Origin of the sequence: Deinococcus sp. (assembly GCF_018260405.1) — a bacterium.
In the GTDB taxonomy this organism is placed as follows: domain Bacteria; phylum Deinococcota; class Deinococci; order Deinococcales; family Deinococcaceae; genus Deinococcus.
The window spans coordinates 1-24,953 of sequence record NZ_JAGLBG010000006.1; the positions used below are offsets into that span (position 1 = coordinate 1).

The window sequence follows — 24,953 nt, forward strand, 5'->3', positions numbered from 1 at the left end:
CACAACACGGGCAGAGTTTCACTTCGGCTTGATACTCAGTGATGTGAAGGCGGATTTCCGGCAGGTCGTGAACCTGTCGAGCGAGATGATCGGTGACATCCACCTCGTCCCAGGAGGTTCCACAAGAGCAGGCCCCGGTGAGGGGGAGCATTTGGACTTCATCGGGCTGGTCACTGAATTTCAGCGTTTTCCCTGGGTGTCCCTTTTGTCCGCCAGAAGAGCGAACGCTCTTCTGGCGCTCGCTTTTGGGCTTCCAGGGCGGGTCTTTGCTCGGTGGTTGATTGGAGTTGCTGCTATCCAGACCGAAAAGGGTTTTGATAGCCCGCAGCTCGGCTTGCAATGCGGCAACTTCCGCCTGGAGGCGAGTCACCTCGGCAGCAAGTCGTTCGCAGTTGGGACAGATCTTTTGCGTAATGTCCCTACTCTACCCCTTTCCGCTTCGCAAGTCCCCCTGCTGAGCAGTTACCTGCGATGTATACTTACCCGTGCCGCTGGTGGCGTAGGCTGCCGCCTGCACGGTGGAGCCAGCGCCCAGCAAAAGGCCCGCAAGCAAACCCATCAGGAGCTGACGCCCCGGCTTGCCGACCCTAACTGTTCTAGCGAATGTCGACGAAATGTGTGGTGGGTTCATGCTGACCTCTATGGTGGACTTGGTGAGTGGGGACTGAAAACAAGGGTGAGGCGGTAAAGGCGGGATGTCAAATACTTATTGCCTAAAGTTAATACCTAGGCTCTGACCCCCTTCTTACAACCGGAACCCGTATTACTCGGTGCCTTGCTTTGGTACAGTCTTGCCCAAGCTTGCTACAGTGCCTACATGACGCCTACCGCGCAACCCACCTGGGCGGATTGGGGAACAATATGACCACCACTCGCTCACCCCTGACCACCGACCTCCTCCGCGCCCTCAGACCTCACCAGGTACTGACCCACCTCTCTGAGCGCCTGAGCTACCGCTACGACGCTATTCAGTTCGGTGTGACCCCGCTGGCGGTGGTGCTGCCCGAAACCACCGCCGACGTGGTGGCGGCAGTGAGGGCCGCGAAAGCGGCGGGTATTCCCATCATCGGACGGGGCGCGGCGAGCGGCCTCAGCGGAGGCGTCACGCCGTTGCAGGAGTCGCTGGTCATCTCGTTTACCCGCATGACAAATCTGCACATTTTCCCGCAGCGGCGCGGGGCAGTGGCGCAACCTGGAGTTGTGACGCTGAAAGTCAGCGAAGCCGCCAAACCGCACGGCCTGATGTATCCGCCCGACCCGGCCAGCTTCCGCACCAGCACCATCGGCGGCAACCTGGGCGAGAACGCGGGCGGGCCGATGTGCTTTAAGTACGGGGTGACGGGCGACTATGTGAAGGCCATGGAATTCGTGGACGTTGACGGCGACGTTCATCGCCTGACCCGCGACTGCTACGACCTTGCTGGGCTGCTCATCGGCTCCGAGGGCACGCTGGGCCTGATAACCGAGGCCACCCTGCGCCTGATTGCGCCGCCCAAGTTTTCCTGCACGCTGATGGCTCATTTTGCTGAGGTGGGGCAGGCCGCTGAAGCTGTCAGCAGCGCAATCGCGGCGGGCGCGGTGCCATCTAAACTGGAATTTATGGATAGGGCCTGCACGAACGCGGTAGAGGATTATATGCATCTGGGCCTGCCCCGCGAAGCCGAGGCCGTGCTGCTGGTAGACACCGACGGCAACGACAGTCAAGTCGTGGACGCCGAGCTGGAGCTGGTCGCGCAGGCGTGTGGGGCCGCCGGGGGAACCGTGCGCCGCGCCACCACGCCCGCCGAGGCCGACGCGCTGTGGCAAGCCCGCCGCAGCATCAGCCCGTCGCTGGGCCGCATCCGCCCGCAGCGTATGAACGAGGACATCGTGGTGCCGCGCAGCAGCCTGCCCGACGTGGTGCGCGAAATCCGGGCACTGGGCGACGCCAGCCCGTTTCAGCTGGTGCAGTTCGGGCACATCGGTGACGGCAACCTGCACCCGAATATCATGTTCGACCCGCGCACCGAATCCAGCGAGGCGGTGCATGAACTGGCCCGCGAAATCGCCCTGGTCGCCATCCGGCACGGCGGCGTGCTGAGCGGCGAACACGGCATCGGCACCATGAAAAAGGATTTCATGCGCGACGCCGTAGACCCCGTGACGCTGGAAGTGTTGCGGGACGTGAAGCGGGGGCTGGACGCAGGGAATTGGCTGAATCCGGGGAAGATTTTACCGGAGGCCGTTTCACCCTCTACCCTCGCGGGAGACTCGTAGAGCTGCAATGCGGGGGGCCGGTGAGGGGGCGTGCGACCAACTTCCTGAGGGTCTGGGGCGGGGCACCCGTAACTTTGATCATGGGAGGGATAGCGCCAGCCGTCCCAGTGGGGCGCGAAAAGCTATCGCTATTGCTTTCTGGACATTGTATGCTCACTTCGTTCCGCCTTTCGGGTAAGGCACTTCAGCAATGAGGCTAACCGTTTTGGAACACTTTTTTGCAAGTTGCTTGTTTGGCAGCAGGTACGGGGTGCTTAGCAATCACTCCTTGCGGGTTAAACCGCAGATGTGACGCACTGTGAAGTCAAAGCCGTTGCTTCTGAATGGAATTGCAGTGGAGTGGAGTTACAAACTTGCGACTTAGTCGTGAGTAATTGATTCCCAGTAATTCCCGGCAGCTTATCGCACGGTTCCGGTGCTCTGACGCGCCTCCTGAGCCTTCCGCCGCTGCGCGGCTTTCTCCCTCTCCTACAAGGGTAGAGGCGTAAAAGAGAAAATCTATGCCCATCCTTGACCTCTCTCCCCACGACCAGACCCTCACCGCTTGCGCCGACACCTCGCTGCTGGAAATCTACGGCGCATTACCGCCTGGCCTGTTCCCGCCGTTTCCGCCGGTGGCGCTGCCGGGAGATCTGGGCGCCCTCATTGCGCGCGGCGGCTTCGGGCAGAACTTCTTCTTTGGCGCGGAGGTGCTGGGCGTGACTTTCCGCGCTCCTAGTGGCCGAACCGTCAGGGCAGGTGGGCGCACCGTCAAAAATGTGCAGGGCTACGACTTGACGCGGCCCTTTGTGGGCAGTTTCGGGGTACTTGGTGAAGCATTGGAGGTCACCTTGCGCCTGCGTCCTGGCCTGAGTGTGCGCCATGTTGCGGCCCCCGGACGGCTGGAGGATTTGCCGCCCACGTCGGCCCGTTTCGTGTGGGAAGTCGGTGGCGTGGTCAACCTGCTGCACTTTGGTCACGCGGCGGAAGTCGAGCGGGCGCTGAGCGTGCTGCCCGGCGCACAGGACGTAACGGACATTCAGAATCTGGCTCTGCACTTTCCAGACGGCATGGGAGTAGGCGAGGGCGGGCCGGTGCGTGATCTGCGCTTCGGCTGGGTGAGCGGCGCGGCGCGGCCAGCGGTTCCAGCCCTGTTCAGCAAACTGGCGGCGAGCCTATGAACACCCCATCATCCCGTATCCATCACCTATCCCCCCATCGCCTGGGCCTGACCGGAAGCATCGGCGCGGGCAAAAGCACCGTGGCCGCGCTGCTGCGTGAACGTGGCCTGACTGTACTCGACGCCGATGCCGAGGCCCGTAAAGTCACCGAGGAACCGCAGACACTGGCCCAGATCGAGACCGCCTTTCCTGGTACCGTCAAGGAAGGCGTACTTGACCGTTCCGCGCTGGCCGCCGCCGCGTTTGCCGATCCGGAGCGTACCCAAATCCTGAACACCATCACGCACCCCAGAGTGCGGGCGCGTATGGCCGACCTGGAAGCCGAGGCCGTGGCACGCGGCGCGACCTGGGTGGTGCAGGATATTCCGCTGCTGTTCGAGTCGGGTCAGGAGAAAAACTTCGACGCCGTACTGCTGGTCAACGCGCCGCTGGAGGTCAGAATTGGGCGCGTTATGGCCCGCAGCAATCTCAGCCGTGAAGACATCCTGGCCCGCGACGCCCGGCAGCTGCCCGCCGCCGAGAAACGTCAGCGGGCGACCGTGACCCTGGAAAATGGTGGAGATTTAGCCGAGCTGGAGCAGCAATTGGACACGGCGCTGCTCCAGCTTGGGGTCAAGGCACCGGCCCTTAATCCTGGGTAACGCCGGGGTCAATTCCCTCCACACTTTCCAGGGTGCGGTTAACGTCGCTCGCCGTCTCGTCGCTGCCTACCAGGGCGACTACCTGCTCGGCGCTCAGGTGCTCTCCGGCGGTGGCCGGGGTCGGCGGGACAGGGCGCGTGGCGAAGTCAGCGGGCGGCGGCCCCTGTTGGGCCAAGAGCGAATCGGCCTCCTGACCCACGCCCTGTTCAGTGTGCGGCAACAGGGTCGGCAGGAGGGTGGGTAATTTAGTGTCGTCAGACATGACTCAGTTTGCCAGACGAACCTGAACCCTTTGGTCATGGGAATGTCTGGTGCCAGGGCCAGGGCGTCATGGTTGATCAGCTTTGCTGCCCCGCCAGCGCCGCCTTGACGAATCCGGCAAAGGGCGGGCTGGGGCGCATTGGGCGGCTCTTGAACTCGGGGTGGGCTTGGAGGGCCACAAAGAACGGATGATCCCCAATCTCGATGCTCTCGACCAGCCCCGCGCCGCGTCCGTCCACGCCGGGCGTCACGCCGCTGATGGTCAGGCCCGCGTCCTTGAGCTGCGCGGTGTAGGCCGGGTTCACCTCGAAGCGGTGGCGGTGGCGTTCCCTGACCACGCCGCCCTGCGGAATGCCGTACAGTTCGGCAATTTTCGTTCCGACATTCAGCTGCATGGGCCAGTCGCCCAGGCGCATGGTACCGCCCATGCCGCCTACTTCCAGCTGCTCGGGCATCAGGTCGATGACCTTGTGTTTGGCATACTCGTCGAACTCGGCGCTGTTGGCGTCGGCAATTCCGGCGACGTGGCGGGCGTACTCGATCACTGCGATCTGCATTCCCAGGCAAATCCCCAGGTACGGAACCCCGTGCGTGCGGGCGTACTGCGCGGCCTTGATTTTGCCCTCGATGCCGCGCACGCCAAAGCCGCCGGGCACCAGAATGCCGCCCACGTCACCGAGTTGCCGCTCCAGTTCGCCTTCTCCAGCTTCGGACAGTTCCTCGGCGTTGACCCACCTGATATTCACGCGGGCGTCATTGGCGATTCCGGCGTGCGTCAGCGACTCCATGAGCGACAAGTAGGCGTCGGGCATAGCGGTGTACTTGCCAGCGATGGCGATGGTGACCTGATTTTCCGGCTGCTTGATGGTTCTGACGGCGTTGGTCCAGACGCCCAGGTTGGGCATGGTGCGCTCCAGGCCCAGCAGGTCCTCGACGGCCTTACCCAGGCCCTGTTCTTCGAGCGCCAGCGGCACCTCGTAGACGTGTGCCACGTCGTAACTGCTAAACACGCGGTTTTCACGCACACTGGTAAACTGCGCGATCTTGCGGGTGATCTCGGGCGGCAGTTTTTCCTTGCTGCGCACCATCACGATGTCGGGGCTGATGCCGTAGCTACGCAGCGCCGCCACACTGTGCTGGGTGGGCTTGGTCTTGAACTCGTTCGAGGTGCCCAGGTAAGGCACCAGCGTCAGGTGCAGGTAAAGCACGTCGCGGTCGGCCTCGTCGAACTGGAACTGCCGGATGGCCTCTAGGAAGGGCAGCGACTCGATGTCGCCCACCGTGCCGCCGACCTCGATCAGCACGATTTCCGCGCCCGCCCGCTCGCCCGCCGCGCGAATCCGGCGCTTGATCTCGTCGGTGACGTGCGGAATGACCTGCACCGTCTGCGACAGGTAATCCCCGGCCCGCTCCTTGCGGATGACCTCCTGATACACCTGTCCGGTGGTGATGTTGCTGCCCGGCGGAATATCGAGGTCTAAGAAGCGCTCGTAGTTGCCGATATCGAGGTCGGTTTCGGCGCCCGAGGCCGTGACAAACACTTCGCCATGCTCGTAAGGCCGCATGGTGCCCGCGTCGATGTTGATGTAGGGATCGATCTTGACCGCCGTGACCTTGTACCCGCGTGCGCGGAACAGTGCGCCCAGGCTGGCACTTGCCACACCCTTGCCGAGGCTGCTGACCACGCCGCCCGTTACGAAAATGTATTTCATGGAATTCCTCCGGTAAGGCCTAGAAGGCGAGAAAGCTGAATAAAGGCATGAGCCACGCACCAAAACAAAAAATCCGGGGCGCGTGGCCTCCGGGATTTGATGGTAGCACGGCTCCCCCCACTTCAGAAACCGACGATCCCTAGCGCCCAGTGACGCACCGACTGAATAAAGCTAACAATCGGCCCGTTCATCAGATAGATGAACCCCATGACGATCAGAAAGCTGTACGGCTGCATTTCAAATTCGTGCAGGCTGCGGCCCAGGCTGGGCACCAGTGCCCCCAGAATCCGGCTGCCGTCGAGCAGCGGAATGGGAATCAGGTTAAACACAGCCAGCGTGACGTTGATGCTGAGAACGGTCAGCACTACAGACACCGTGAGCGGGCTGTAGGGCAACACCTTGATCAGCAAGGCGCACAGCAGGGCAATCAGCAGGTTGCTGATCGGCCCAGCCGCCGCCACCCACATGGTCGGCCAGCGGCCCAGGTTACTCGGGTTAATCGGTACTGGTTTGGCGAAGCCGAAGCCCACCAGCAGCATCAGCAGCGTGCCAAACGGGTCGAGGTGCGCCAGCGGATTGAGGGTCACGCGCCCGTAGCGCCGGGGCGTGGGGTCACCAAATTTATCGGCAGTCAAGGCGTGGGCAAACTCGTGTACCGTCAGCGACAGGACCAGCGCCGCCGCGATCAGCACAAAGGCGGTGGGATTACTGGTCAGAAGGGAAATAAGGCCCATATTCCCCATTCTAACGGTTCTTCCGTGACAAAAATTTCAGTCTCGCCGGTTCTTTACATATTCGGCCAGGGCCGCCCTCTCAGCTTCCCGGCTCTCAAGTTGCCCGCCGCGACGCAGCCCGGCCAGATACGCCAGCGCCTCGCCCACACCCCTGCCCGGCGCGACGCCCACCGCCAGCACGTCCTTGCCAGTCAGCGGAACATAGGCCCCGGGGCGCAGCAAACCCCGCAACTGCATTTCGGCGGTGTCGGGCGCAAAGTAATCCTCCGAAAAGACGCGGGCCAGCAGCGCGGCGGGCCTGTCACCCAGGCTCAGGCGCTCGGCGAGGGCATCCGGGTTCGGCGCAGCCGAGAGCAAAGCGGCGGCGTAAGCCTGAAAGTTGACGGCGGTTCCAGCGTCTTGCAAGGCGTCCAGCCTGCTTAGCAAATCGGTGGGCGGCAGCAGTTCCCCCGCCCCCCAGTCCACCAGCCGCCGCGCCGCCTTGCCTGGTCGCGGCTCGGCCAGCAGCAGTTTTAGCTCGGCCCACAGGCGCGGAGTCTGCCCGGCCAGCGCCAACGCATCAGGTACCTGGGCTAGCAGGTCGCAGTGGGCCGCCAGATTCAGCCGCGCCGCCAGCCGTACCCCGCGAATCAGGCGGCTGGGGTCGTCATGAAAAGACTGCGCGTGCAGAGGCCGCAGCACCCGCGCCGCGAGGTCGTCCAGGCCACCGACCACGTCTAGCACACCGCCCCCCGAAAGCAGCAGAGCCAAAGCGTTGAGCGAGAAATCGCGCCGCCGCAGATCATCCTCCAGGGTGCCGGGTTCGGGCAACGGATTTTGCCCGGCGGCTGGGTAACTCTCGCGCCGGGAACGCACCAGATCCACGCCGCGCCCGTCCGGTAGAGTCACGGCGGCATTCTGAAAGGCCGGGTGAAAGACGAAAGGCAGCCCCGTTGCGGCAGCCAGCGCTTCTACATCTGCGCCCTCGACCACCACGTCGAGATCCAGCGGGGTGCGACCCAGCAGGGCGTCACGCACCGCGCCGCCGACCAGCGCGACGCGGGCAGCAGGCCCGGCAGACTCGGCCAGCCAGGTCAGAAATGCCCGGTCACCAGCCTGCAACTGCTCCCAGACGCTTGTGCCACTGACCACTAGCCGCCCGCCCCCCACTTACCGGAACGCCGATTCGTCGAGCCTGACCTTCACGTCCCGCGCCTGCCCCGCCCGGACCAGCCTGAGCGTGACTGTGTCGCCCACTGCGCGGTCAATCAGGACCGCCTGAATGTCCTCCAGGCCGTCTACAGGCCGCCCGTTGACCGCCGTGATCACGTCGCCGCCCAGTGTAATCTGCCCGCCCCGGAACTGCTGCACCTGCTGGCCACCGCGCAGCCCGGACCTCGCCGCAGGCAGGCCAGCCGATACGCCGCCGACCAGCAGCCCCGCGTCGGGCAGGTTCCAGGCGCGGCGGGCTTCGGGGGTCAGGGCACTGAGGCCCACCGGCACCGCGTTTCCCTGCTGGGTGGCGGCCAGCAGGCCAGCCGCGATGCCCAGACGCGGGGCCAGGACCATACCGCCCGTGGCCTTTTGCAGCCTGGGCAAGAGGTTTTTGGCGACGTTGACGGGAATGGCAAAGCTCACGCCCGCGCTCTGGCCCACGCCGCCCGCCTGCACGCCGGGGCTGATGATCTGGGTATTAATGCCGATGACGTTGCCGCCACTGTCAAGCAGCGGCCCGCCCGAGTTGCCGGGGTTGATGGCGGCATCGGTCTGGATAGCCTTTTGCGAAATGCCCTCGCCGCCGCTCCCGAAACCAATAGGAATCTGGCGCGACACACTGCTGACAATGCCCTCCGAGACGCTGAAATCGAGGCCGAACGGCGCCCCCATCGCAATCGTCTTTTGCCCGGCTTTCAGGGTGTCACTGTTGCCCAGCGGCAGGGGTTTTACGTACTTTTTCTCCATTCCGGCGGCCCGGATCAGCGCGAGGTCATACTGCGGCGCGACCCCGATAATCCTGGCTGGAAGCGTCCTGGCACTGCCCATCACCCGAACCGAAATTTTGCTGGCCCCGGCCCCCGTCTCACCCGCCACCACATGAAAATTGGTCAGAATATCGCCCGCCGCGTTAACGAAAAAGCCGCTGCCCACACCGCGCTGCACCTGGGTCTGCGGGCCGCCGTTCATCCAGGCGAAGGGGTCTTGGGTCGTCACCTGTTGCTCGGTACTGATGTACACCAGGCCGGGTTCGTACTGCTCCACGATACGCATGGTGTTGCGCTCGTTCTCCAGTGTTCCGCCCGCCCCGGACTTAAGCAGCTGTTCGCCGCCGGGGCCAGCCACCGTAGCACTGCTGGGCGGAACCTGATCTCGCAGCAGTGTGGCACCGAGGCCCAGACCGACCAGCACAAGTAAAACGGCAATGCCTTTTGACTTCATGCCTGCATTATTCCAGGGCCGGGCATGAAAACAGGGCCGAGCACGAAAACAGGTGATCGCGCCGCCGAGGTTGTGGCCGGGCCTGGCGTCTTCTTATACGAACCGGCGTCTGTTTTGGTTAGAGCAGTTCTGCGAATGATGGGCACGTCGGAAAAACATTTGGGGCAGGCGTCCAAATCCACTCTGCTCCGCACCTCTGCGAGTCCATACTGCGAAATCCGTATTTTTCTTGCCTCCGATCCGGTTGAATCCAACGCTGCCGGGTTCAATCGGCAATCCGCATGACCTACTTCTGCACAATCCATTTGTTTAGCAGCTGCTGGTATTCGCCGCTGGCCCTGAGCCGCGCCAGGGTTTTATTGACCGCCGCCGCCAGATCGCTGCCTTTTTGAAAGACCAGCCCGTAATCCTCGGCCACCAGCGCCTGCCCCGCTTGCTCGAATTGCCCCGGCAGGCGCCCCTTGAGATCGGCCACCGTGGGCGCGTCCCCGATCAGGGCGGCCACGCGCCCGGCACGCACGTCGGCCAGCCCGGCGGCAAAATCGTCGTAGACCTTGATGGTGACCCCCTTGGACTTGAGCAGGTCATTGGCGACGAATTGCCCGGTGGTGTTGGCCTGCACGCCGATGGTTTTGCCCCTGACGCTGCCCGCAGGCCACGCGAATCCGCCAGGGTTGCCCGCCCTGACGATAAACACCTGTGCCGAGCGGTAATACGGCTGGCTGAAACCGACTATTCTGGCCCGCTCGGGGGTAATGGTAATGGCGCTGACGGCCAGATCGACCCGGCCCGAGGTCACCGACTGCGGCATCAAGGCCCCGAACCCCACGGCCCGGATGTCGAGTTTAACGCCCAGTTCCCTGGCAACCGCGCGGGCAATATCGATGTCCAGGCCCTGAATCTGGCCGTCACTGCCCTTGAACTCGAACGGGGCAAACGTGGGGTCAGTGCCCAGAACCAGCGCTCCTCTTTTCCTGACCTCGGCGACCGTCGTCGCAAAAGCTGCCTGAGCCATCAGAAGGGCGGTCACCGAAAGAAGCAGGGCACGTTTCATGTCCCGCAGCATACGGTGTGGAGGGCAGCGGCGCAGCACTGCACGCCTACTGGCCCACCGCACCCTTCACCACACCCTGTCCCCCGAACAGGTCAAACCTCAAGTTCGCCCGTGACCTCGCCAGGGGCAGACCGGGCGCAGACGGGCAGCGCGGATTACCAGGCGGGCCAGACAAAATGAGAGCCAGGGCGTCTTGCCTTGAGTCCTATCATGTAAGATTTCCTAATGACGACTTCCCAGCTTCCCGATTCCTACCTGCTGCGCGGCACGGCGGCGGGGCATACCCTGCGCCTGATCGCCATCGATTCTACCCAGGTCGTAGAGGAAGCCCGCCTGCGCCACGGCCTAAGCAAAACGGCTACGGCGGCGCTGGGCCGAACCCTCAGCGCCAGCGCCCTGCTCGCGGCGGTGCTGGGCAAAAAGACCGACAGTCGCGTAACCGTGCGGGTAGAAGGCGGCGGCAGCGTGGGCTGGATCGTGGCCGAGGGCAGCGTCGACGGGCACTTGCGCGGCTACGTGCGTGACCCTGGGGCCGACCTGCCGCTGCGTGCAAGCGACGGCAAGCTCGATGTGAGCGGCATCGTGGGCGTGGACGGTGAACTGGCGGTGACCCGGCTGCTCGACAACGGCGAACCCTACACCGGCAGCGTGCGGCTGCAAAGCGGCGAGATCGCCGAGGACGTCAGCTATTACCTGGGAGCCTCCGAACAGATTCCCAATGCCGTGCTGCTGGGCGTCTACGAGGAAGGCGGGCACGTGGCGCAGGCGGGCGGGCTGCTCATTCAGGCCATGCCGGGCGTCACCGATGAAACGCTGGCGCGACTGGAAGCGAACATCCGCGCCATGGGGATGCTGACCGACAACCTGCGCCGGGGCGGGCTGCTCGAAGCGGTCAACCGCGCGACCGAGGGGCTAGATGTGCAGCTGGCCCCGAACGCCCAGCCCGCCCGCTTTGTCTGCCGCTGCTCACGCGAAAAAGCCCTCGACAGTCTGAAGTTCTTTGACGCTGCCGAACGTCAGGAAATGATTAACGCGGGCGGACAGGAAGTGGCCTGCCACTGGTGCAGCGAGAAATACCAGATCACGCCCGCCGAAATTGCCGCCCTGGATGCCCCGGACATCCACGCCAGAGCCTAATACAGACTGCTGTGGAACCCGAAACTGCTGGATTCCATCCGACTTTCAAAGTTGCGTAGCCGAGCAAAGCGGTTGGGCAACAAACCCGTATCAGAAGGCTCCATGCAGTTCAAACAGACCGTCAGGAACGCTTACCACTTCCTCTACCCCGTCCGTTCCCAGCCGGGCGATAAATCCGGCGTCGCTGAAGTAGGCCATCCCGCTGTCCATATCCAGGCAGCGCCCCCCCGCATAAGCAATCGGCGCAGTCGTCGGGGCATCAATGTTCTGTTCATTCTCGGCCAGCAGCAGGTGAACCGGGGTATGTCCGTGAACGATTCGGCTGCCGCCGACCGTCTGAAGCAGCCTGCTGGCAAGGGCTTCCCCCTGCACACGTGCGTAGTTCAGGCGGTCTACAAAAGCGTTGGCTAACGCTCCCCATTCGCCCGGCTCGGTGCTGCCCAGCAACTCGCGCATTTTGGCATTGATCTCGTCTACGGTTCGCCCCAGTTCCAGATAAAACAGCGAGTCGGCGTGAACTAAAAGCCACTCACCGGCGCGGGCCATCGCCGGACGGGCAGACAGCCAGGTGATGTCTGTTCCTTCAAGGCGCTCAAGGTCGTGGTGCTGCCCGCCGTTGCCCGCCCAGTACTCGTAGAATCCGATGCGGTCGGTCGGGTCGATCCGGCGAAAGCGGCTGGCGGCCAGGAACATGACCTCATGGTTTCCGACCAGCGCCGTCACCTGGCCCCCGGCACGCTCGGCCTCGTTCTCTAGCCGCTGCACCAGCCGGATCACCCCGATTCCGTCCGGGCCACGGTCCAGGTAGTCCCCCAGAAAGATCAGGTGAGCCTCCTGACCAGTCCAGTGGCCCTCACGGTCAATCAGCCCGGCCACCATCAGCAGGGCGTGCAGCTTGTCATGTGCGCCGTGAACGTCACCGACCACCCACAACGCGCTCAAGTGCTCCCTACCAGACGACTCAGGAGACAAAAGGGCCAAAGGTCGTCACCGGGACAGCAGAACTGAAACACGCCTAGTAGTTTAAGCGCCGTACCTGACAGATTTGTTCTGTCACGGGGAAAGTGTCATGGGAGTCATGGGAAAGGTGTGACCGCAGGGCTTTACCTCAGCCGTCCTGGTCTTCTTCCGCAGGCGCATCAGCAGAAGTTGCGCCGCTGTTTTCAGTGCCCTGCACAGGCTCAGGCGGACTCGGCGGCAAAGTGCGCCAGGTCGTCATACGCTCGGTGATGTCTTGCTGTATCCGGCGCACATTACCTTCAAGGTTCGCGCGGGCCGCGTCGAGTTCATGGCGCAGGCGCATGATTTCCTCCACGCCCGCCAGATTCACGCCGAGTTCCTGGGTCAGGCGGCGAATCTCACGCAGGTGTTCTATGTCGCGCTCGCTGTAAAGCCGCGTCTTGCCACTGCTGCGCCCTGGCCGAATCAGTTCCTTGCGCTCATAGAGCCGCAGGGTTTGCGGGTGCATGTCAACCAGTTCTGCCGCAATAGAAATCACGTACACGGGGCGGTCTTTAGGGTCTACCCGCTCCTCGGAAGACGGCAGCGCCCGTGGCTGGGCCTTCTGGCGCAGTTCGTCCTCGATCCGTTCGGTCTCGGCCTCGAAGTCGCCCTGAAGGTCGTCGAGTTCGTGTTGCAGGCGCATCACTTCCTCGACACCCGCCAGATTCACGCCAAGTTCCTGGGTCAGGCGGCGAATCTCGCGCAGGTGCTCTATGTCGCGCTCACTGTAAAGCCGCGTCTTGCCACCGCTGCGCCCTGGCCGAATAAGCTCCTTGCGCTCATAGAGCCGCAGGGTCTGCGGGTGCATGTCAACCAGTTCTGCCGCAACGGAGATCACGTAGACAGGGCGGTGCTTAGCGTCGGACGGCATACCTTGCTTGAGTATACTACAGTCAAGGTTTATGACAGCTCAACCTGCGCTTCCTCGGACAGACCACTCCAGCCTTCCGAACGGTTACGTCGCGCCGGAGCCAGGACTGAGCGCAAGGCAGGCTAGGCGACATCTAGAGCAGAACGTCGTGGACGCTAGTACCGGCACCCACTTCCTTGCGCCGCCAGACCGAAGCCGCCCCGGTGGCCTCGTAGAGCTGCTTGCAAAGCGGGTTTAGGCGCTTTTCCCAGACCCGCGTCACTGGAGCCAACCGCTCCTGATGAGTTTGCACTACAGTCAGCGACCGGGCAGGAGCAACCACGCACAACACTGAACGACCCGCAGGGCAATCAGTAAGGGCAACCAGTAAGGGTCAGTCCAGCACTGTAATTCCGGCCTCCGCGACGCGCCGCTTTACGTCCCGCACACCTTCCCCATTCATCCGCATGACAAAGCGGCGTTTGCCCTCGGCCCCGCCATACGTGGCCACGCTGATGATGTTGCTGGGCAAGATGGCGTGTGTGGCCTGCTCCAGACTGCCCGGCACATCCGGCATTTCGATGCTCAGGCGCTGGCCACCCTCATGCATTCCCAGAATTCCAGTAAAGGCGCTCAGAATGTCACGCGTCGTGATGATTCCGGTCAGCCGTCCTGCGCGGTCGAGCACCGGCATCCCACCGATCCGGCGATCCAGCATCCTGACCGCGCCGTCTTCCATGAACTCATCTTCGCAAGCCGTGATCACCGGACGGGCCATAATTTCAGACACGGCCAGCTTGCTAAGCAGATAATTAAGTTCCCACACGCTTAGAGTCGTGGCCTTGCTGGGCATGGCATCTTTCAGGTCTTTGCGGGTCACAATGCCGACCAACTCGTGACCACTCATAACGGGCAGGCGGCGAAATCCCCCACCTTTGACGATCTTGAGGGCCTCCATGACTGGCGTATCAGGCGAAACAGTCTGCGGATCAGGCGTCATCCAGTCACGTATCAGCATAGGCAGAGTCTAGGACACAGCGGCCCGCCGGAATTCTGGCACTCGGATGATAGGAAACTGGCGGGGGTAGAGCAGGTCATACGGATTCCGATTGATTTGGTGCAGTTCCGAATCAATCCGAGCGGATGCGAGTAGGAACAACATACGGGTTTCGCGGTATGGAGCCGCAGGCGGTGTCTTCCCGACTGTGGCGGAATTTAGCGGAATCCGTATCAGAGGGTGTTTGAACCCCGACCGAAGGGAGAAGCCAGAGGTGGTGGCCGGGGGAAGTGTAGGCCGTCTGGGTGCCTTTCCCGGACGACCGGAACTGTACCCGCCAGCCCCTTAAGAGATGTAGAGACTCTTGGCTGAGCTTCATTCGGCTCAGAAATCAGCATGGTAGCTTAGCCCTCATGAAGATGAATGCCAAGGCGCTCGCGCCCATTGCTCTGATCACCGCATTTGGTCTCGGAACCCTTGCTCCCCACGCCCAGACGCCCCCCCAGAAAGTCGGCTTCGTGAATGTGGATACCCTGTTCGCCGCGCACCCCGCCGACAAGGATGTTAAAACCCTGCAAACCAAATTCCAGGGCGAACTGGCCGATCTCGACAGCAAGATCAAGGCCATTGATGCCAAGGGTGCCGCCGCCACCGCTAGTGAAAAAGACAGCCGCAAGACCATGGTGGACACCTACAACGCCAAGCTCAAGGACTACGACACTCAGATGAAGGCCAAGGCTGGCCCCGTCGAAACCTCGGTGGACAATGCCATCGGCGCTTACGCCAAAGCCAACGGCTTCAGCATCATCATGGACCGCTCGGTGGCCCAGCAAAGCGGCCTGGTGGTCTACGCCGACACCAGCACCGATGTTACCGAGGGCGTCAAGAAAAACGTCAAGTAAAGCCTGACCGGGGCCAGTGCCCTAGCCTAGCTTTTGCGCCCCCGTGCCTGCTGCGGGGGCTTTCATTTGAATCTGCCGAAAGGAAAAATCGATGAACCGTATCCTGCTTCTCCTGCCTCTGGCGCTGCTTGCCACCGTCCCCCACGCCGCTCCTACACTGAACCGTCTGGGTTTTGTCAATGTCGAGAAGTTGGTCGCCAGTGTTCCGGGCAGCACCAACTACCTGAACCTGCGTAAAAAGGTCAATACCGACCTGGGGAAGCGTCAGGCCACTCTTCAGACCCTGATGAACAGATACGCCAGTACCCGCAAAGCCGCCGACCAGCAGGCCGCCATCAAAGCGCAGAAGGATTTTCTGGCCGCCCAGAAGACTTCACAGACACAGCTCGCGGGCGCCTTTAAGCCCCTGGCGACCAAGATCAATAGCGCCATTGCAACGGCAGCAAAAAAGAACGGCTTTACCATCGTGGTAGACCAGCAGGTCGCCGCCCGAACCCACCTGTTCGTGTACGCTAACCCGAACAGCGACCTGACGGCGGCGGCCATTAAGGCCATTAAGTAATACGGACTGCCGCTCCACACCGCCCAATCCGTATCAGCCGCCCTAAAACTAAAAGCACTGTAAAACGCCCACCTTCCAGCAGGCTGGAAGGTGGGCGTTGTCGTCTAGTAGCTTCTTTTGGCCTTCTCGTTGCACTCGGGCCAAAGGTAAAAGCTAGAGCTGCTTGTGTCTAAGTTCAGTGGATTGAACATTGCGAGCTTCCGAAACAGCACCGAAACCTTTCGAGTCTCAGTGCTATATGACGGTTCTCGCTTCGCCTGGTGGTTCTGATTAGGTTTGCTCCTACTTGCCCTGCTGGGGGAAAGCGGGGATTCGGGGCGGCCCGACCCCACTTTCGCAAAATGCTCTAACTTCGTTGTCCTTAGTGGCCGTGGCCGCTGCGCTCGCTTTGAAGTTCGCCAGTGCCGGTAGCGTCGTCAAGTTTGACCGCTCCGCTGCGGCGCATGATGCTCAGGGCCTCGTCAGTGCGGGCGCCGCTTGGGTCACGGGCAATCAAGAGCACGTAACCACTCTTGAGACCGTTGTAAAACTTTTCGGCCTGTGCCGCTGGAACGCCCATGCTGCGCAACAGCTTGACATAGTCACCGTGATCGCTGCCCGCCAGAGCGCCGAACAGCCCACCAAGCGCCAGTCCGCCAATGCCGCCGAACAGCATGCCGTAAAGTCCGCCATCCGAGAAAATACGGGTGTCAGGGATAATTTTAAGCAGCAGCCAGATAGGAACCGTCAGAACCAGCCCGGCCAGCAGCCCCATGAACGCCCCTTTGATGGTGCCGCCAGACCCCGCAGGCGCTCCCGCCTCAGGACTGATGCCTGTGGCCTGAGCAAAGTCGTTTTCGGCCACGACATCATTCAGAGCAAACCCCAGGTGATCGCGCTCGAAGCCGCGAGCTTGCAGGTTTTGCAGAGCGACTTGCGCCTGCTGAACATTGGGAAACAGACCGACGACGCTTTCCATACCCTAAGTTTTTATCATGGGGAACACCGCTTTGGCGAGGGACAAAGAGGGCGGGTGCCCATACGGATTCCGGGTGGTCAACGAAACAGACGGCAAGGCCGTACTTATTCGGGGCAACATTCCTGCGGCGCAGTCAGGCCCGTATACTCTGAGTTATGACGCGCGTGCCCGATCTCGTTTTGCCTGACGCCGCGTTCGACGCGCAACTGCGCGAGGTACTGCACTCCCGCGTCGAATTTATCGAGCTGATCGGTGAAGACTTGGTCACAGCAGGCGGCAAACGCACCCGGCCCCTGATCGCGCTGCTGGCTGCCCAGGCGCTCGGCGCGGCGCTCGGCCAGGCGGTCTGGCCCGAGGTGGTGCGCCTCGCGGCGTGTGTCGAACTGCTGCACTCGGCCAGCCTGCTGCACGACGACCTGATCGACGATTCCGATACCCGGCGCGGGCATCAGACGGCCTTTAAGCGCTTTGGCAACGTGGTCAGCGTGATGAGCGGCGACTTTATGCTGGCGCGGCTGCTGACGCTGCTTTCACAGATGCCCGGCAGCCAGCCGCTGACCCGCGCCTTCGGGGAAACCGCCAGCGTAATTTGTGAAGGTGAAGTGCTGCAATTTCAGGTGGCGGCTTACGGCGACTATTCGCTAGAAAACTACTGGACGGTCATTCACGGCAAGACGGCGGCCCTGGTCGAGCTGGCCGCCAGTGCCCCGGCCATGTTGCTGGGCACGCCTCCCGAGCAGCAGACGGCCCTGGCAACGTTCGGACGTGAGTACGGCATGGCCTTTCAGATTCAAGACGACCTGCTGGACCTGATGGGCACCGAAGAAGCGCTGGGCAAACCGGTGGGCAGCGACCTGCACGAAGGCAAGGCGACTTACCCGGTGCTGCTGTTGCTGGAGGGGCCGCACGGTGACGAGGTGCGCCACATTCTGGAACGGCAGGCGGCGCAAGAAGGCGACGTGCAGCGCATTCGTATTCTGGCCACGCAGAGCGAAGCCGCCACCCGCAGCCGCAACGAGATTCGCCGCCGCGCCGCCCTCGCCAGCGACGCGCTACTGGCCCTGCCGGAAAGCCCAGCCCGCGACGCCCTGGCCGCCCTGGCCCGCCGCGAGCTGGAACGCGATCACTGATACAAACTCCGGTTAGAGCAGTTCTGCGAATGATGGCACGTCGGGAAAACACTGGCGCCCCTTCATTCTACGTCCTGCTCTTTTTACCATCTTTTTGCAAACTGCTCTAAGTGGGTTGCCAAAACCGTTCAAGTCGGGCGGACTCGTAGAGCTGCGCCGCAGAGCGAGTCGGAGCAAAGAGAACTGTCGGGCATAGAATTGCCACCTGACAAGACGCCGGGTTGTTAACGCAACAGACGGCAGTCCGTATGAATCACCCGCGCCGCATGGCCTGCGGTCATCTAAATTGACTGCAACAGTCTGGAAGTGGGGCTTCATGTACCGCTAACACTTGGCCCTATAAGCTGAAGCTATGAAGTCTGCCGCCCTTATCACTGCCCTGCTAGTCGCTGGTCTGGCTCTCGCCGCCCAGCCCTCCCTCAATGCGCCCGGTGTGGTGACCCACGGCCCGCGCACCGTCAAGCAGGTGGCCCTGACCTTCGACGCGGACATGACCCCTGGCATGAAACAGGAACTAAAAGATGGCCGCGTCAAGAACTTTTACAACAGGGAAGTGATCGAAGTCCTGACCTCGACCAATACCCCGGCCACCATCTTTATGACCGGAATGTGGGCCGAGGTCTATCCGAAGCAGGCCCGGGCGATTGCCGCCAACCCGCTGTTTGAGGTCGAAAATCACAGTTACGACCACCCTGGTTTCTCACAGCCCTGCTATGGGCTGCCGGGCGTGGCGCAGGCCACCAAACTCGGCAATATGCTCAGATCGAGCAAAGCTATTGAAACCATCACCCAGGTCACTCCCAAATATTTCCGCTTTCCGGGCGGCTGCGCCGAGGCCAGCGACGTGAAACTGGCCGAAAAAGCAGGCATGAAAGTCATTCACTGGGACGTAATCGGCGGCGACGTAAACCAGCCCAACGCCCGCGCCATTGTGCAGCAGACGCTTTCGCAGGTGCAGCCCGGCAGCATCATCGTGCTGCATATCAGTCGCGGCCATGCCCCGGCCACCGGCGCGGCCCTGCCTGCCATTATCGCGGGCCTCAAGGCCAAGAGCCTGACTCCAGTGACGCTCAATACGCTGTTTTCCAGCAAATAAAAGCCAGTCAAAAAGGCCGCCCCTGCTAAGTGCATGAGGTGGCCTTTTTCCGCTTAGAGCACTGTGCAAAAAGATGGTGCTCTTTTACCCTCTTTTTGCCGTGTGGAACGAGTGAAAAAGAGAGAGCAAGACGTAGAGTGAAGGGGGCGGCGGTGTTTTTCCGACGTGCCCATCATTCGCAGAACTGCATCTAATACGGATTCTGCTCCATTCCGCCACAGTCGGAAAATCGCCGTCTGTGGCTCCATACCGCGAAACCCGTATGCTGTTCCTACTCACATCCGCTCGGATTGATTCAGAACTGCACCGAATCAATCGGAATCCGTATAATACGGATTGCGCCTTGCATCTGACCGGATTGAATCTGGTTATTTCAGACTCAATCGGCAGTGCGTATCAGTCGTCTTTAGGTGCGTCAATAGTCCGGTTGGGCTTGCGGGGGCGCGTAGTCCCAGGATCTACCTTCTGCACACTGGTCGCCAGCGAGGCCGTCTCTTGCTCGACCTGTTTGTTAATGAGAATCTGCTGCCCGATGCCGATCAGCGTACTAAGGATGGTGTAGATCGTCACGCCTGCCGGAAAGGTCAGGGCGAAGTACAGGAAGATGATGTACATAAACGCCTGCTGGCGGAACATCTCCGGGCTTTTGCGCGTCATGACGTACAGCTGCCCGATGTTTACGATCAGGTAGATGAGCGCCAAGATATAGAACGGGTCAGGAATAGCGAGGTCCGGCAGCCACAAGAAGCCCTTGTCGAACTCGAAGTTGCGGATAGTAGACCACAGCGCGATCAATACCGGGAACGGCAAGAAGCCCGTCAGACAGCCCGCCGGATTGACGTTGTGGTCGCGGTAAAGCTGCGCGGTCTCGGCCTGCATGGCCCGCTGCGACTCCATGTCGGTCTTGCCCTTGTAGCGGGCCTGAATCTCCTGCATCTTGGGCTGCACGATCTGCATGCGGGCCGTGCTGCGGCCTTGGACCTGCATCAGCGGCCACATGACCAGTCGCAGCAGCAGAGTCAGCGCCACGATCACCAGCCCCCAGTTGCCGATGACCCTATACAGCGCCTCCATGATCTTGACGATCACCAGACTGATTTTGCCAAAAATGTTCGGTTCAAACAGCCCCGGCAACATGGTGTAGCCGCTCTGATACAGATGAATCAGTTCGTTCTTGCCGCCGTACACCTCGACGTTACTGATTGCGGGAATATCCGCACTGATGAGGCCCTGGGGGCCGCCCGTCAGCGTGGCGTTGATGGTCGTGCCCGCCTCCGGGCGAACGATCAGGGCGTGCGCCATCTGACTGGGCTTTTCCTGAAGCGCCGCGTACTGAATATTCTGCACCGTGGCCGTGCCGCTGCCGCTTACCACGATCGGCTGTGCTGCGCCCACCGCGTAGGCCTTGACGCTGGGATTGTCCGCCTTGCCAAGGCCCGGCAGCAGCAGATTGACCCGCTCCGGCCCATTCTGCACCTCGGTCTTCAGAGCAATGATGAAGTTGCGCGGGTGGAGGGTGACCGTTTTGGTGACGCTGGCCCCGCCCTGCGTGTATTTGAAGGTGGCCGTCTGTGCGTTGTGGTCGGTCTTCAGCGCGGGCACGGTCGTCTGGGCGGCCTGGGCCGGGTCCAGCGGGCCACCCTTAAGGGCAAAGGCGCGGCGATCGGGCGCAAAAGCACTGGCCGTCTGGCCCTGTACCGCCGACTGGCCCACCATGTTGACCACCGTTTTGGAATTAACCAATGCCGAAAAATCGTAGGTTCCGTCGGCCCGCTGCTTGATGAACGGGGTGCCCGCATTGGACTTGACGTACCAGCCGATAACCTCGCCACGGGCATTGAACACCACGTCTTCGAGGTTGCTGGTCGCAATGTACTCGTCGCCCGGCTGACCGTCAAAATCGCCGGTGATCCACTGGGGAACGATAGCTTTACCGAACGTCGGCAGCGGCCCGGTCTGACCACAGCCGGTCAGCAGCAGCCCGCCGAGGGCCGTCAGAGGGAGCAGAAGTTTGCTTTGCAGTTTACTTTTCATGAATTTGTCTTTTCCGGTGAGGCTCAGTGGGTAGAGGGGCCGTGTGTTCTGGGCCGGGGACGATTCTGGGCCACGGAAAGTGCTCGGGAACCGGATCATTCCCGCCGGGCACCAGCGGATTGCAGCGGGCAATACGCCAGGTGGCGAGCCAGAGTCCCCTGACTGCGCCAAACCGTTCGATGGCCCCCGCAGCATACTCGGAGCAACTCGGAGTAAAGCGGCAGGTAGGGGCCGACTTCAGGCCCGAAAGATGCCGCTGATACCCGCGCACCAGCCGCAGCGCCACCCGCGCCGCAGGACTGCCAGAGCGCTGCTGCGGCGCCGTCACAGCTGGGCCTTCTTATTGGGCTTATTGGGCTTATTGGGCTTATTCGGCCTCTTCAGGTTATCCGGCTGAGCACCGCTTTGCATAGGGGGTTTTCTAACGTCTTGGGCAGCAGTCTGCGGTAGGGGCACGCCAGCAGATACGCGGCCAGCAGCCCCAGCGTTCCCGAGGCCAGAGCGCTTGCCCTTTAGTTTGCCAGGAGCGCGGGCAAACGCGCGGGCCAGCGCCGCCTGCAACTCGGCAAATGGCTGCTTCAAGACGGCGGGTGTCGGCATCAGTATGGCGCGGCAGGGGGGTAAGCCGCCCGGCAGGGTACGCATGGCCTCACGCACGCGGCGTCTGGCACGGTTGCGATCCACGGCGCGGCGCAGGGTTTTCTTGGGCACCACGATACCCACAATGCTGCGCGGACGCCACGTTTCGCCGTAGCGCGGGCGGTATTCGGTGACGCGCAAGGTAAACAGCGGCTCGCGGATGGGAACGCCGTGTGCGCGAACCTTACGAAACTCCTTTTCGCCGCGCAATGCAACCAGCGCCACCGGGCGGGGTTGCCGCTTCTGCGTGGCGCTGGTCTGGTCTGGCTTGGTAATAGGGCTGCTCCCGGAGGCGAGAGAAAAGTTACTCGTCGCTGACGGTAAGCTGCTGACGGCCACGGGCACGGCGGCGGGCCAGAATGTTGCGGCCAGCCTTGGTCTTCATGCGGGCGCGGAAGCCGTGGGTCTTGGCCCGTTTACGGTTATTGGGTTGGTAGGTACGCTTCATGCTGTTCTCCTTAAAGAGTGTGGGGCAAGCGGTTTACCGCGCGGGCGGCCACTGCACCAGTTCACACTGCTCACGCCCCTGTTTCAGAGGCAAACTCTGCAAGTGTACCATGCCCGGCCCGCCGACGGAAGAGCAGTCGCGGCCAACAGGCAGGGGCAGGTTGACCCGGGTCTGCTATACTCTCTGTTTGGGTGCCCCCGTGACCCTGCCCCGTGCGCTCGAGCGTCGCATGTGGGCCTGACCGGGCCGAGACAATCGGTCTCTAGGTTGGCGCGTAGGAAGGCAAAACTTTTTCCCACTTAACGCTCAGGAGCTTAAATGTCGTACATCTCCATGAAGCAGTTGCTGGAAGCCGGAGTTCACTTCGGTCACGAAACTAAGCGTTGGAACCCCAAGTTCAAGCGCTTCATCTTTGCCGAGCGCAATGGTATTTTCATTATTGACCTGCAAAAGACTCTCAAGCAGGTGGACCGCAGCTTCGACTACATCAAGGACCTCGCCGAGCGCGGCGGCATCATCCTGTTCGTGGGCACCAAGAAGCAAGCCCAGGAAATCGTGGAACTCGAAGCCCGCCGCACCGGGATGCCTTACGTCACCAGCCGCTGGCTGGGCGGCATGCTGACCAACTTCAAGACCATCCGGGGCCGCGTCGACCGCCTGAACGAACTTGAAGAACTGTTCGAGTCGGGCCGCATCAACGACCGTCCTAAGGCCGAGCGCATCGAACTGGCCGCGCAGCGTGAACGTCTGCTGCGCTTCGTGGGCGGCATTCGCAAGATGAATCGTCTGCCCGACGCCATTTTTGTGGTCGACCCCACCAAAGAAGTCATTGCCGTGCAAGAGGCCAACAAACTGGGCATTCCAGTTATTGCGCTGGCCGACACCGACAGCGACCCTGATGTGATCGACTACATCGTGCCCGGTAACGACGACGCTATTCGCAGCATCCAGCTGATTACTCACCGCATCGGCGACCTGCTGGTCGAGGCCCGTGGCGGCCATGAGGAGGTCAGCAGCGTTCCCGAGCAGGGCGGGGAAGGCGAGGGCGGCAGCGAACCCGTCGAAGACGAGACCACCCAGGTCACCAGCACCCAGGGCCGCAGCTGAGTTAAGGGCGCAGTGAGGCGGGGGGCGTGTCCAGCACAGACTTGGGGCCGCCCCCTTTTGCAAGACATTTTTCCGAGACATTTACCCCCCTACAGGAGGAAGTACCTATGATGGAATCAATCAAGAAACTCCGTGAAATGACTGGCGCTGGCATGATGGACGTGAAAAAGGCGCTGGCCGACGCCGACGGTAACGAAGAAAAAGCGGTGGCCCTGCTGCGCGAACGTGGCATTGCCCGCGCCGTCAAAAAGGGTGACCGCGAAGCCAAGGAAGGTCTAGTGCGCTTTGTGGTCGACGGCAACCGCGCCGCGATTGTCGAAGTGAACAGCGAAACCGACTTTGTGGCCCGCAACAGCGACTTTCAGGCCGTGGTCGACCAGATTGCCCGGGCTGCCCTGGACGCCAAGACCAGCGACCTGGAAACCTTCAAGAACTTTAAGGTGGGCAACGAAACAGTAAGCGAAATTATCGCCGCCACCGCCGGTAAAATCGGTGAGAACATCGTGCTGAACCGCGTGGAGTACCTCGAAGGCACCCAGGTGGCCGGGTACGTGCACAGCAACGGCAAAATTGGCGTGCTGGTGGACCTCGAAGGCGGCGACGACGCCAGGGCCAAAGACGTGGCTCTGCACGTAGCCGCCGAGCGCCCCCAGTTCCTGCACCGCGACGAAGTGGACAGCAGCGACATTGAAAAGGAGCGCGAAATCCTGACCAATAAGGCGCTCAACGAAGGCAAGCCCCAGCAGATCGTCGAGAAGATTGTCGAGGGCCAGATTGGCAAGTTCTACCAGGAAAAAGTGCTGGGCGAGCAGGGCTTTGTGAAAGACAACAGCCTGACCGTGCAGAAGTACCTGGGCGACGCCAAGGTCAAGAAATTTATCCGCTTTGAAATCGGCGGCTAAGTCCAAAAGTGGGTGGCGGCACACGCCGCCCTTTTTTCGGGCCATAAGTTGAGACTTTTCCCGGTGGCCTATCTTGGGTCGCCGGGATTTTTCGGGCTTGTGGAGTGTAGCTTGTAGGCCTACAAAGCCAATCGAGGCATCAGTTTCTACACGCCACCTGCCAGGGGCCACCAGCCCACCGAGGTTCCTATGTTTACGCGCGTCCTTCTTAAACTGTCCGGCGAATTTTTAGCCAATGAAAACGGCTTCGGCATCAGCCCTGAGACCACTGCCGAGCTTGCTAAACGAATTGTGAATGCCCTAAAAGGCACTGAAGTAGAGCTGGCCGTGGTTATCGGGGGCGGCAACCTGTGGCGCGGCGCACGCAACGGCAAAGGCATGGACGCCGCCACTGCCGACTACATCGGTATGTTGGGTACGGTAATGAACGCCATGGCCCTGCAAGACGCGATGGAAAGTGCCGGAACGCCTACGCGCGTCATGAGCGCCATTCAGATGCCCTCGGTGGCTGAGCCGTACATCCGCCGCCGGGCGATTCGGCATCTGGAAAAAGGCCGCGTGGTTATTTTGGGCGGCGGCAACGGTGCGCCCTTTTTCACCACCGACACCACCAGCACCCTCCGCGCCCTGGAAATCGGGGCCGAGGTGGTGCTGATGGCGAAAAACAAGGTGGACGGCGTATACGACTCCGACCCACGCAAAAACCCCGGCGCCAAACTGATTAAAGACATCACCCACCTACAAGTCGTGGAGCAGCGCCTGGAAGTCATGGACGCCACCGCCCTGACCCTCTGCATGGACAAGAACCTGCCCATCGTGGTCTTTGACATTTTCCAAGACGGCAATCTGGAGCGGTTGTTCCAGGGTGAGCGGGTGGGAACACTGATCAAGAGCTAGGGCCTGTGCCCTGCTAGCTTGTGGAAAAAACGCCGCCCGAAGCTCTTGCCCCTGCCCAG

Annotated in this window: 26 protein-coding genes; 11 read left to right on the forward strand and 15 right to left on the reverse strand. The window is 61.8% G+C overall.

Annotated features, from left to right (window positions below):
* Window positions 1-370 (reverse strand): DUF6444 domain-containing protein (locus QZ269_RS01850; RefSeq protein WP_291423690.1); only part of this gene is annotated, 370 nt, incomplete at its 3' end.
* A gap of 491 nt (window positions 371-861) precedes the next feature.
* Between QZ269_RS01850 and QZ269_RS01855 the strand changes: the two genes are divergently transcribed.
* The 3 genes from QZ269_RS01855 to coaE all read left to right on the forward strand — a co-directional run bounded on the left by QZ269_RS01855 (window position 862) and on the right by coaE (window position 4,057).
* Window positions 862-2,256, forward strand: a complete 1,395-nt coding sequence (locus QZ269_RS01855) for an FAD-linked oxidase C-terminal domain-containing protein (protein ID WP_291423692.1) — start codon at window positions 862-864, stop codon at window positions 2,254-2,256.
* Window positions 2,257-2,756: 500 nt separating this feature from the next.
* Entirely contained in the window at window positions 2,757-3,416 is a 660-nt protein-coding gene (locus QZ269_RS01860) for a DUF5639 domain-containing protein (RefSeq protein ID WP_291423694.1), read from the forward strand.
* The gene (gene coaE / locus QZ269_RS01865) at window positions 3,413-4,057 is read left to right on the forward strand and encodes a dephospho-CoA kinase (RefSeq protein WP_291423696.1); all 645 of its coding nucleotides are present in this window, start codon (window positions 3,413-3,415) and stop codon (window positions 4,055-4,057) included. Before QZ269_RS01860 ends, coaE begins: the two co-directional genes overlap by 4 nt.
* Here the strand turns inward: coaE and QZ269_RS01870 are convergent.
* From QZ269_RS01870 to QZ269_RS01895, 6 genes are all read right to left on the reverse strand, one after another.
* Window positions 4,044-4,319, reverse strand: coding sequence for a hypothetical protein (locus QZ269_RS01870; protein ID WP_291423698.1), 276 nt, complete (start codon window positions 4,317-4,319; stop codon window positions 4,044-4,046). The genes coaE and QZ269_RS01870 overlap by 14 nt on opposite strands.
* A gap of 76 nt (window positions 4,320-4,395) precedes the next feature.
* The gene (locus QZ269_RS01875) at window positions 4,396-6,030 is read right to left on the reverse strand and encodes a CTP synthase (protein ID WP_291423699.1); all 1,635 of its coding nucleotides are present in this window, start codon (window positions 6,028-6,030) and stop codon (window positions 4,396-4,398) included.
* Between the two features lie 122 nt (window positions 6,031-6,152).
* The gene (locus tag QZ269_RS01880; protein ID WP_291423701.1) at window positions 6,153-6,764 is read right to left on the reverse strand and encodes a site-2 protease family protein; all 612 of its coding nucleotides are present in this window, start codon (window positions 6,762-6,764) and stop codon (window positions 6,153-6,155) included.
* A 36-nt stretch (window positions 6,765-6,800) separates the two neighbouring features.
* Window positions 6,801-7,895 (reverse strand): CCA tRNA nucleotidyltransferase, encoded by a 1,095-nt coding sequence (locus tag QZ269_RS01885; RefSeq protein WP_291423703.1) that lies wholly within the window; start codon window positions 7,893-7,895, stop codon window positions 6,801-6,803.
* An 18-nt stretch (window positions 7,896-7,913) separates the two neighbouring features.
* Window positions 7,914-9,179, reverse strand: coding sequence for a trypsin-like peptidase domain-containing protein (locus tag QZ269_RS01890; RefSeq protein ID WP_291423706.1), 1,266 nt, complete (start codon window positions 9,177-9,179; stop codon window positions 7,914-7,916).
* Window positions 9,180-9,465: 286 nt separating this feature from the next.
* Window positions 9,466-10,233 carry an ABC transporter substrate-binding protein gene (locus QZ269_RS01895; RefSeq protein WP_291423708.1) on the reverse strand — a complete coding sequence of 256 codons (768 nt, stop codon included), beginning with the start codon at window positions 10,231-10,233 and terminating at the stop codon, window positions 9,466-9,468.
* Window positions 10,234-10,458: 225 nt separating this feature from the next.
* Here QZ269_RS01895 and hslO point away from each other — a divergent pair, with 225 nt between their 5' ends.
* Window positions 10,459-11,370, forward strand: a complete 912-nt coding sequence (hslO, locus tag QZ269_RS01900) for an Hsp33 family molecular chaperone HslO (RefSeq protein ID WP_291423709.1) — start codon at window positions 10,459-10,461, stop codon at window positions 11,368-11,370.
* Between the two features lie 90 nt (window positions 11,371-11,460).
* Here the strand turns inward: hslO and QZ269_RS01905 are convergent, their stop codons facing one another.
* The 3 genes from QZ269_RS01905 to QZ269_RS01915 all read right to left on the reverse strand — a co-directional run bounded on the left by QZ269_RS01905 (window position 11,461) and on the right by QZ269_RS01915 (window position 14,240).
* Window positions 11,461-12,312, reverse strand: a complete 852-nt coding sequence (locus tag QZ269_RS01905; protein ID WP_291423712.1) for a metallophosphoesterase — start codon at window positions 12,310-12,312, stop codon at window positions 11,461-11,463.
* Window positions 12,313-12,478: 166 nt separating this feature from the next.
* Window positions 12,479-13,243, reverse strand: coding sequence for a helix-turn-helix transcriptional regulator (locus tag QZ269_RS01910; RefSeq protein ID WP_291423714.1), 765 nt, complete (start codon window positions 13,241-13,243; stop codon window positions 12,479-12,481).
* 373 nt (window positions 13,244-13,616) lie between these two features.
* A complete protein-coding gene (locus QZ269_RS01915; RefSeq protein ID WP_291423716.1) occupies window positions 13,617-14,240 on the reverse strand; it encodes a CBS domain-containing protein in 624 nt (207 codons plus the stop codon).
* A 392-nt stretch (window positions 14,241-14,632) separates the two neighbouring features.
* Here QZ269_RS01915 and QZ269_RS01920 point away from each other — a divergent pair, with 392 nt between their 5' ends.
* Window positions 14,633-15,121, forward strand: coding sequence for an OmpH family outer membrane protein (locus QZ269_RS01920; RefSeq protein ID WP_291423718.1), 489 nt, complete (start codon window positions 14,633-14,635; stop codon window positions 15,119-15,121).
* Window positions 15,122-15,212: 91 nt separating this feature from the next.
* Window positions 15,213-15,683 carry an OmpH family outer membrane protein gene (locus tag QZ269_RS01925; protein ID WP_291423720.1) on the forward strand — a complete coding sequence of 157 codons (471 nt, stop codon included), beginning with the start codon at window positions 15,213-15,215 and terminating at the stop codon, window positions 15,681-15,683.
* A gap of 361 nt (window positions 15,684-16,044) precedes the next feature.
* Here QZ269_RS01925 and QZ269_RS01930 read toward each other — a convergent pair whose 3' ends face one another.
* Window positions 16,045-16,641, reverse strand: coding sequence for a general stress protein (locus QZ269_RS01930; protein ID WP_291423722.1), 597 nt, complete (start codon window positions 16,639-16,641; stop codon window positions 16,045-16,047).
* Between the two features lie 155 nt (window positions 16,642-16,796).
* On the opposite strand from QZ269_RS01930, the gene QZ269_RS01935 reads away from it, so the two are divergent.
* Entirely contained in the window at window positions 16,797-17,771 is a 975-nt protein-coding gene (locus tag QZ269_RS01935; protein WP_291423724.1) for a polyprenyl synthetase family protein, read from the forward strand.
* 352 nt (window positions 17,772-18,123) lie between these two features.
* Window positions 18,124-18,867, forward strand: a complete 744-nt coding sequence (locus QZ269_RS01940; protein ID WP_291423726.1) for a polysaccharide deacetylase family protein — start codon at window positions 18,124-18,126, stop codon at window positions 18,865-18,867.
* A gap of 396 nt (window positions 18,868-19,263) precedes the next feature.
* Here QZ269_RS01940 and QZ269_RS01945 read toward each other — a convergent pair whose 3' ends face one another.
* From QZ269_RS01945 to rpmH, 4 genes are all read right to left on the reverse strand, one after another.
* Complete coding sequence (locus tag QZ269_RS01945) at window positions 19,264-20,901, reverse strand: membrane protein insertase YidC (protein ID WP_291423728.1); 1,638 nt, start codon at window positions 20,899-20,901, stop codon at window positions 19,264-19,266.
* The gene (gene yidD, locus QZ269_RS01950; protein ID WP_291423731.1) at window positions 20,891-21,229 is read right to left on the reverse strand and encodes a membrane protein insertion efficiency factor YidD; all 339 of its coding nucleotides are present in this window, start codon (window positions 21,227-21,229) and stop codon (window positions 20,891-20,893) included. The genes QZ269_RS01945 and yidD overlap by 11 nt, the downstream gene beginning before the upstream one ends.
* Window positions 21,226-21,750: a ribonuclease P protein component gene (rnpA, locus tag QZ269_RS01955; RefSeq protein WP_291423804.1), complete on the reverse strand. Its 525-nt coding sequence runs from the start codon at window positions 21,748-21,750 to the stop codon at window positions 21,226-21,228. Before rnpA ends, yidD begins: the two co-directional genes overlap by 4 nt.
* Window positions 21,751-21,844: 94 nt before the next feature.
* Window positions 21,845-21,988: a 50S ribosomal protein L34 gene (gene rpmH, locus QZ269_RS01960; RefSeq protein ID WP_291423733.1), complete on the reverse strand. Its 144-nt coding sequence runs from the start codon at window positions 21,986-21,988 to the stop codon at window positions 21,845-21,847.
* Between the two features lie 318 nt (window positions 21,989-22,306).
* Here rpmH and rpsB point away from each other — a divergent pair, with 318 nt between their 5' ends.
* From rpsB to pyrH, 3 genes are all read left to right on the forward strand, one after another.
* Window positions 22,307-23,095 carry a 30S ribosomal protein S2 gene (gene rpsB / locus QZ269_RS01965; protein ID WP_291423735.1) on the forward strand — a complete coding sequence of 263 codons (789 nt, stop codon included), beginning with the start codon at window positions 22,307-22,309 and terminating at the stop codon, window positions 23,093-23,095.
* Window positions 23,096-23,202: 107 nt separating this feature from the next.
* A complete protein-coding gene (gene tsf / locus QZ269_RS01970) occupies window positions 23,203-23,997 on the forward strand; it encodes a translation elongation factor Ts (protein ID WP_291423737.1) in 795 nt (264 codons plus the stop codon).
* A 189-nt stretch (window positions 23,998-24,186) separates the two neighbouring features.
* On the forward strand, window positions 24,187-24,894 hold the full coding sequence (pyrH, locus tag QZ269_RS01975) for a UMP kinase (protein WP_291423739.1): 708 nt from the start codon (window positions 24,187-24,189) through the stop codon (window positions 24,892-24,894).
* The last annotated feature ends 59 nt before the right edge of the window (window positions 24,895-24,953 follow it).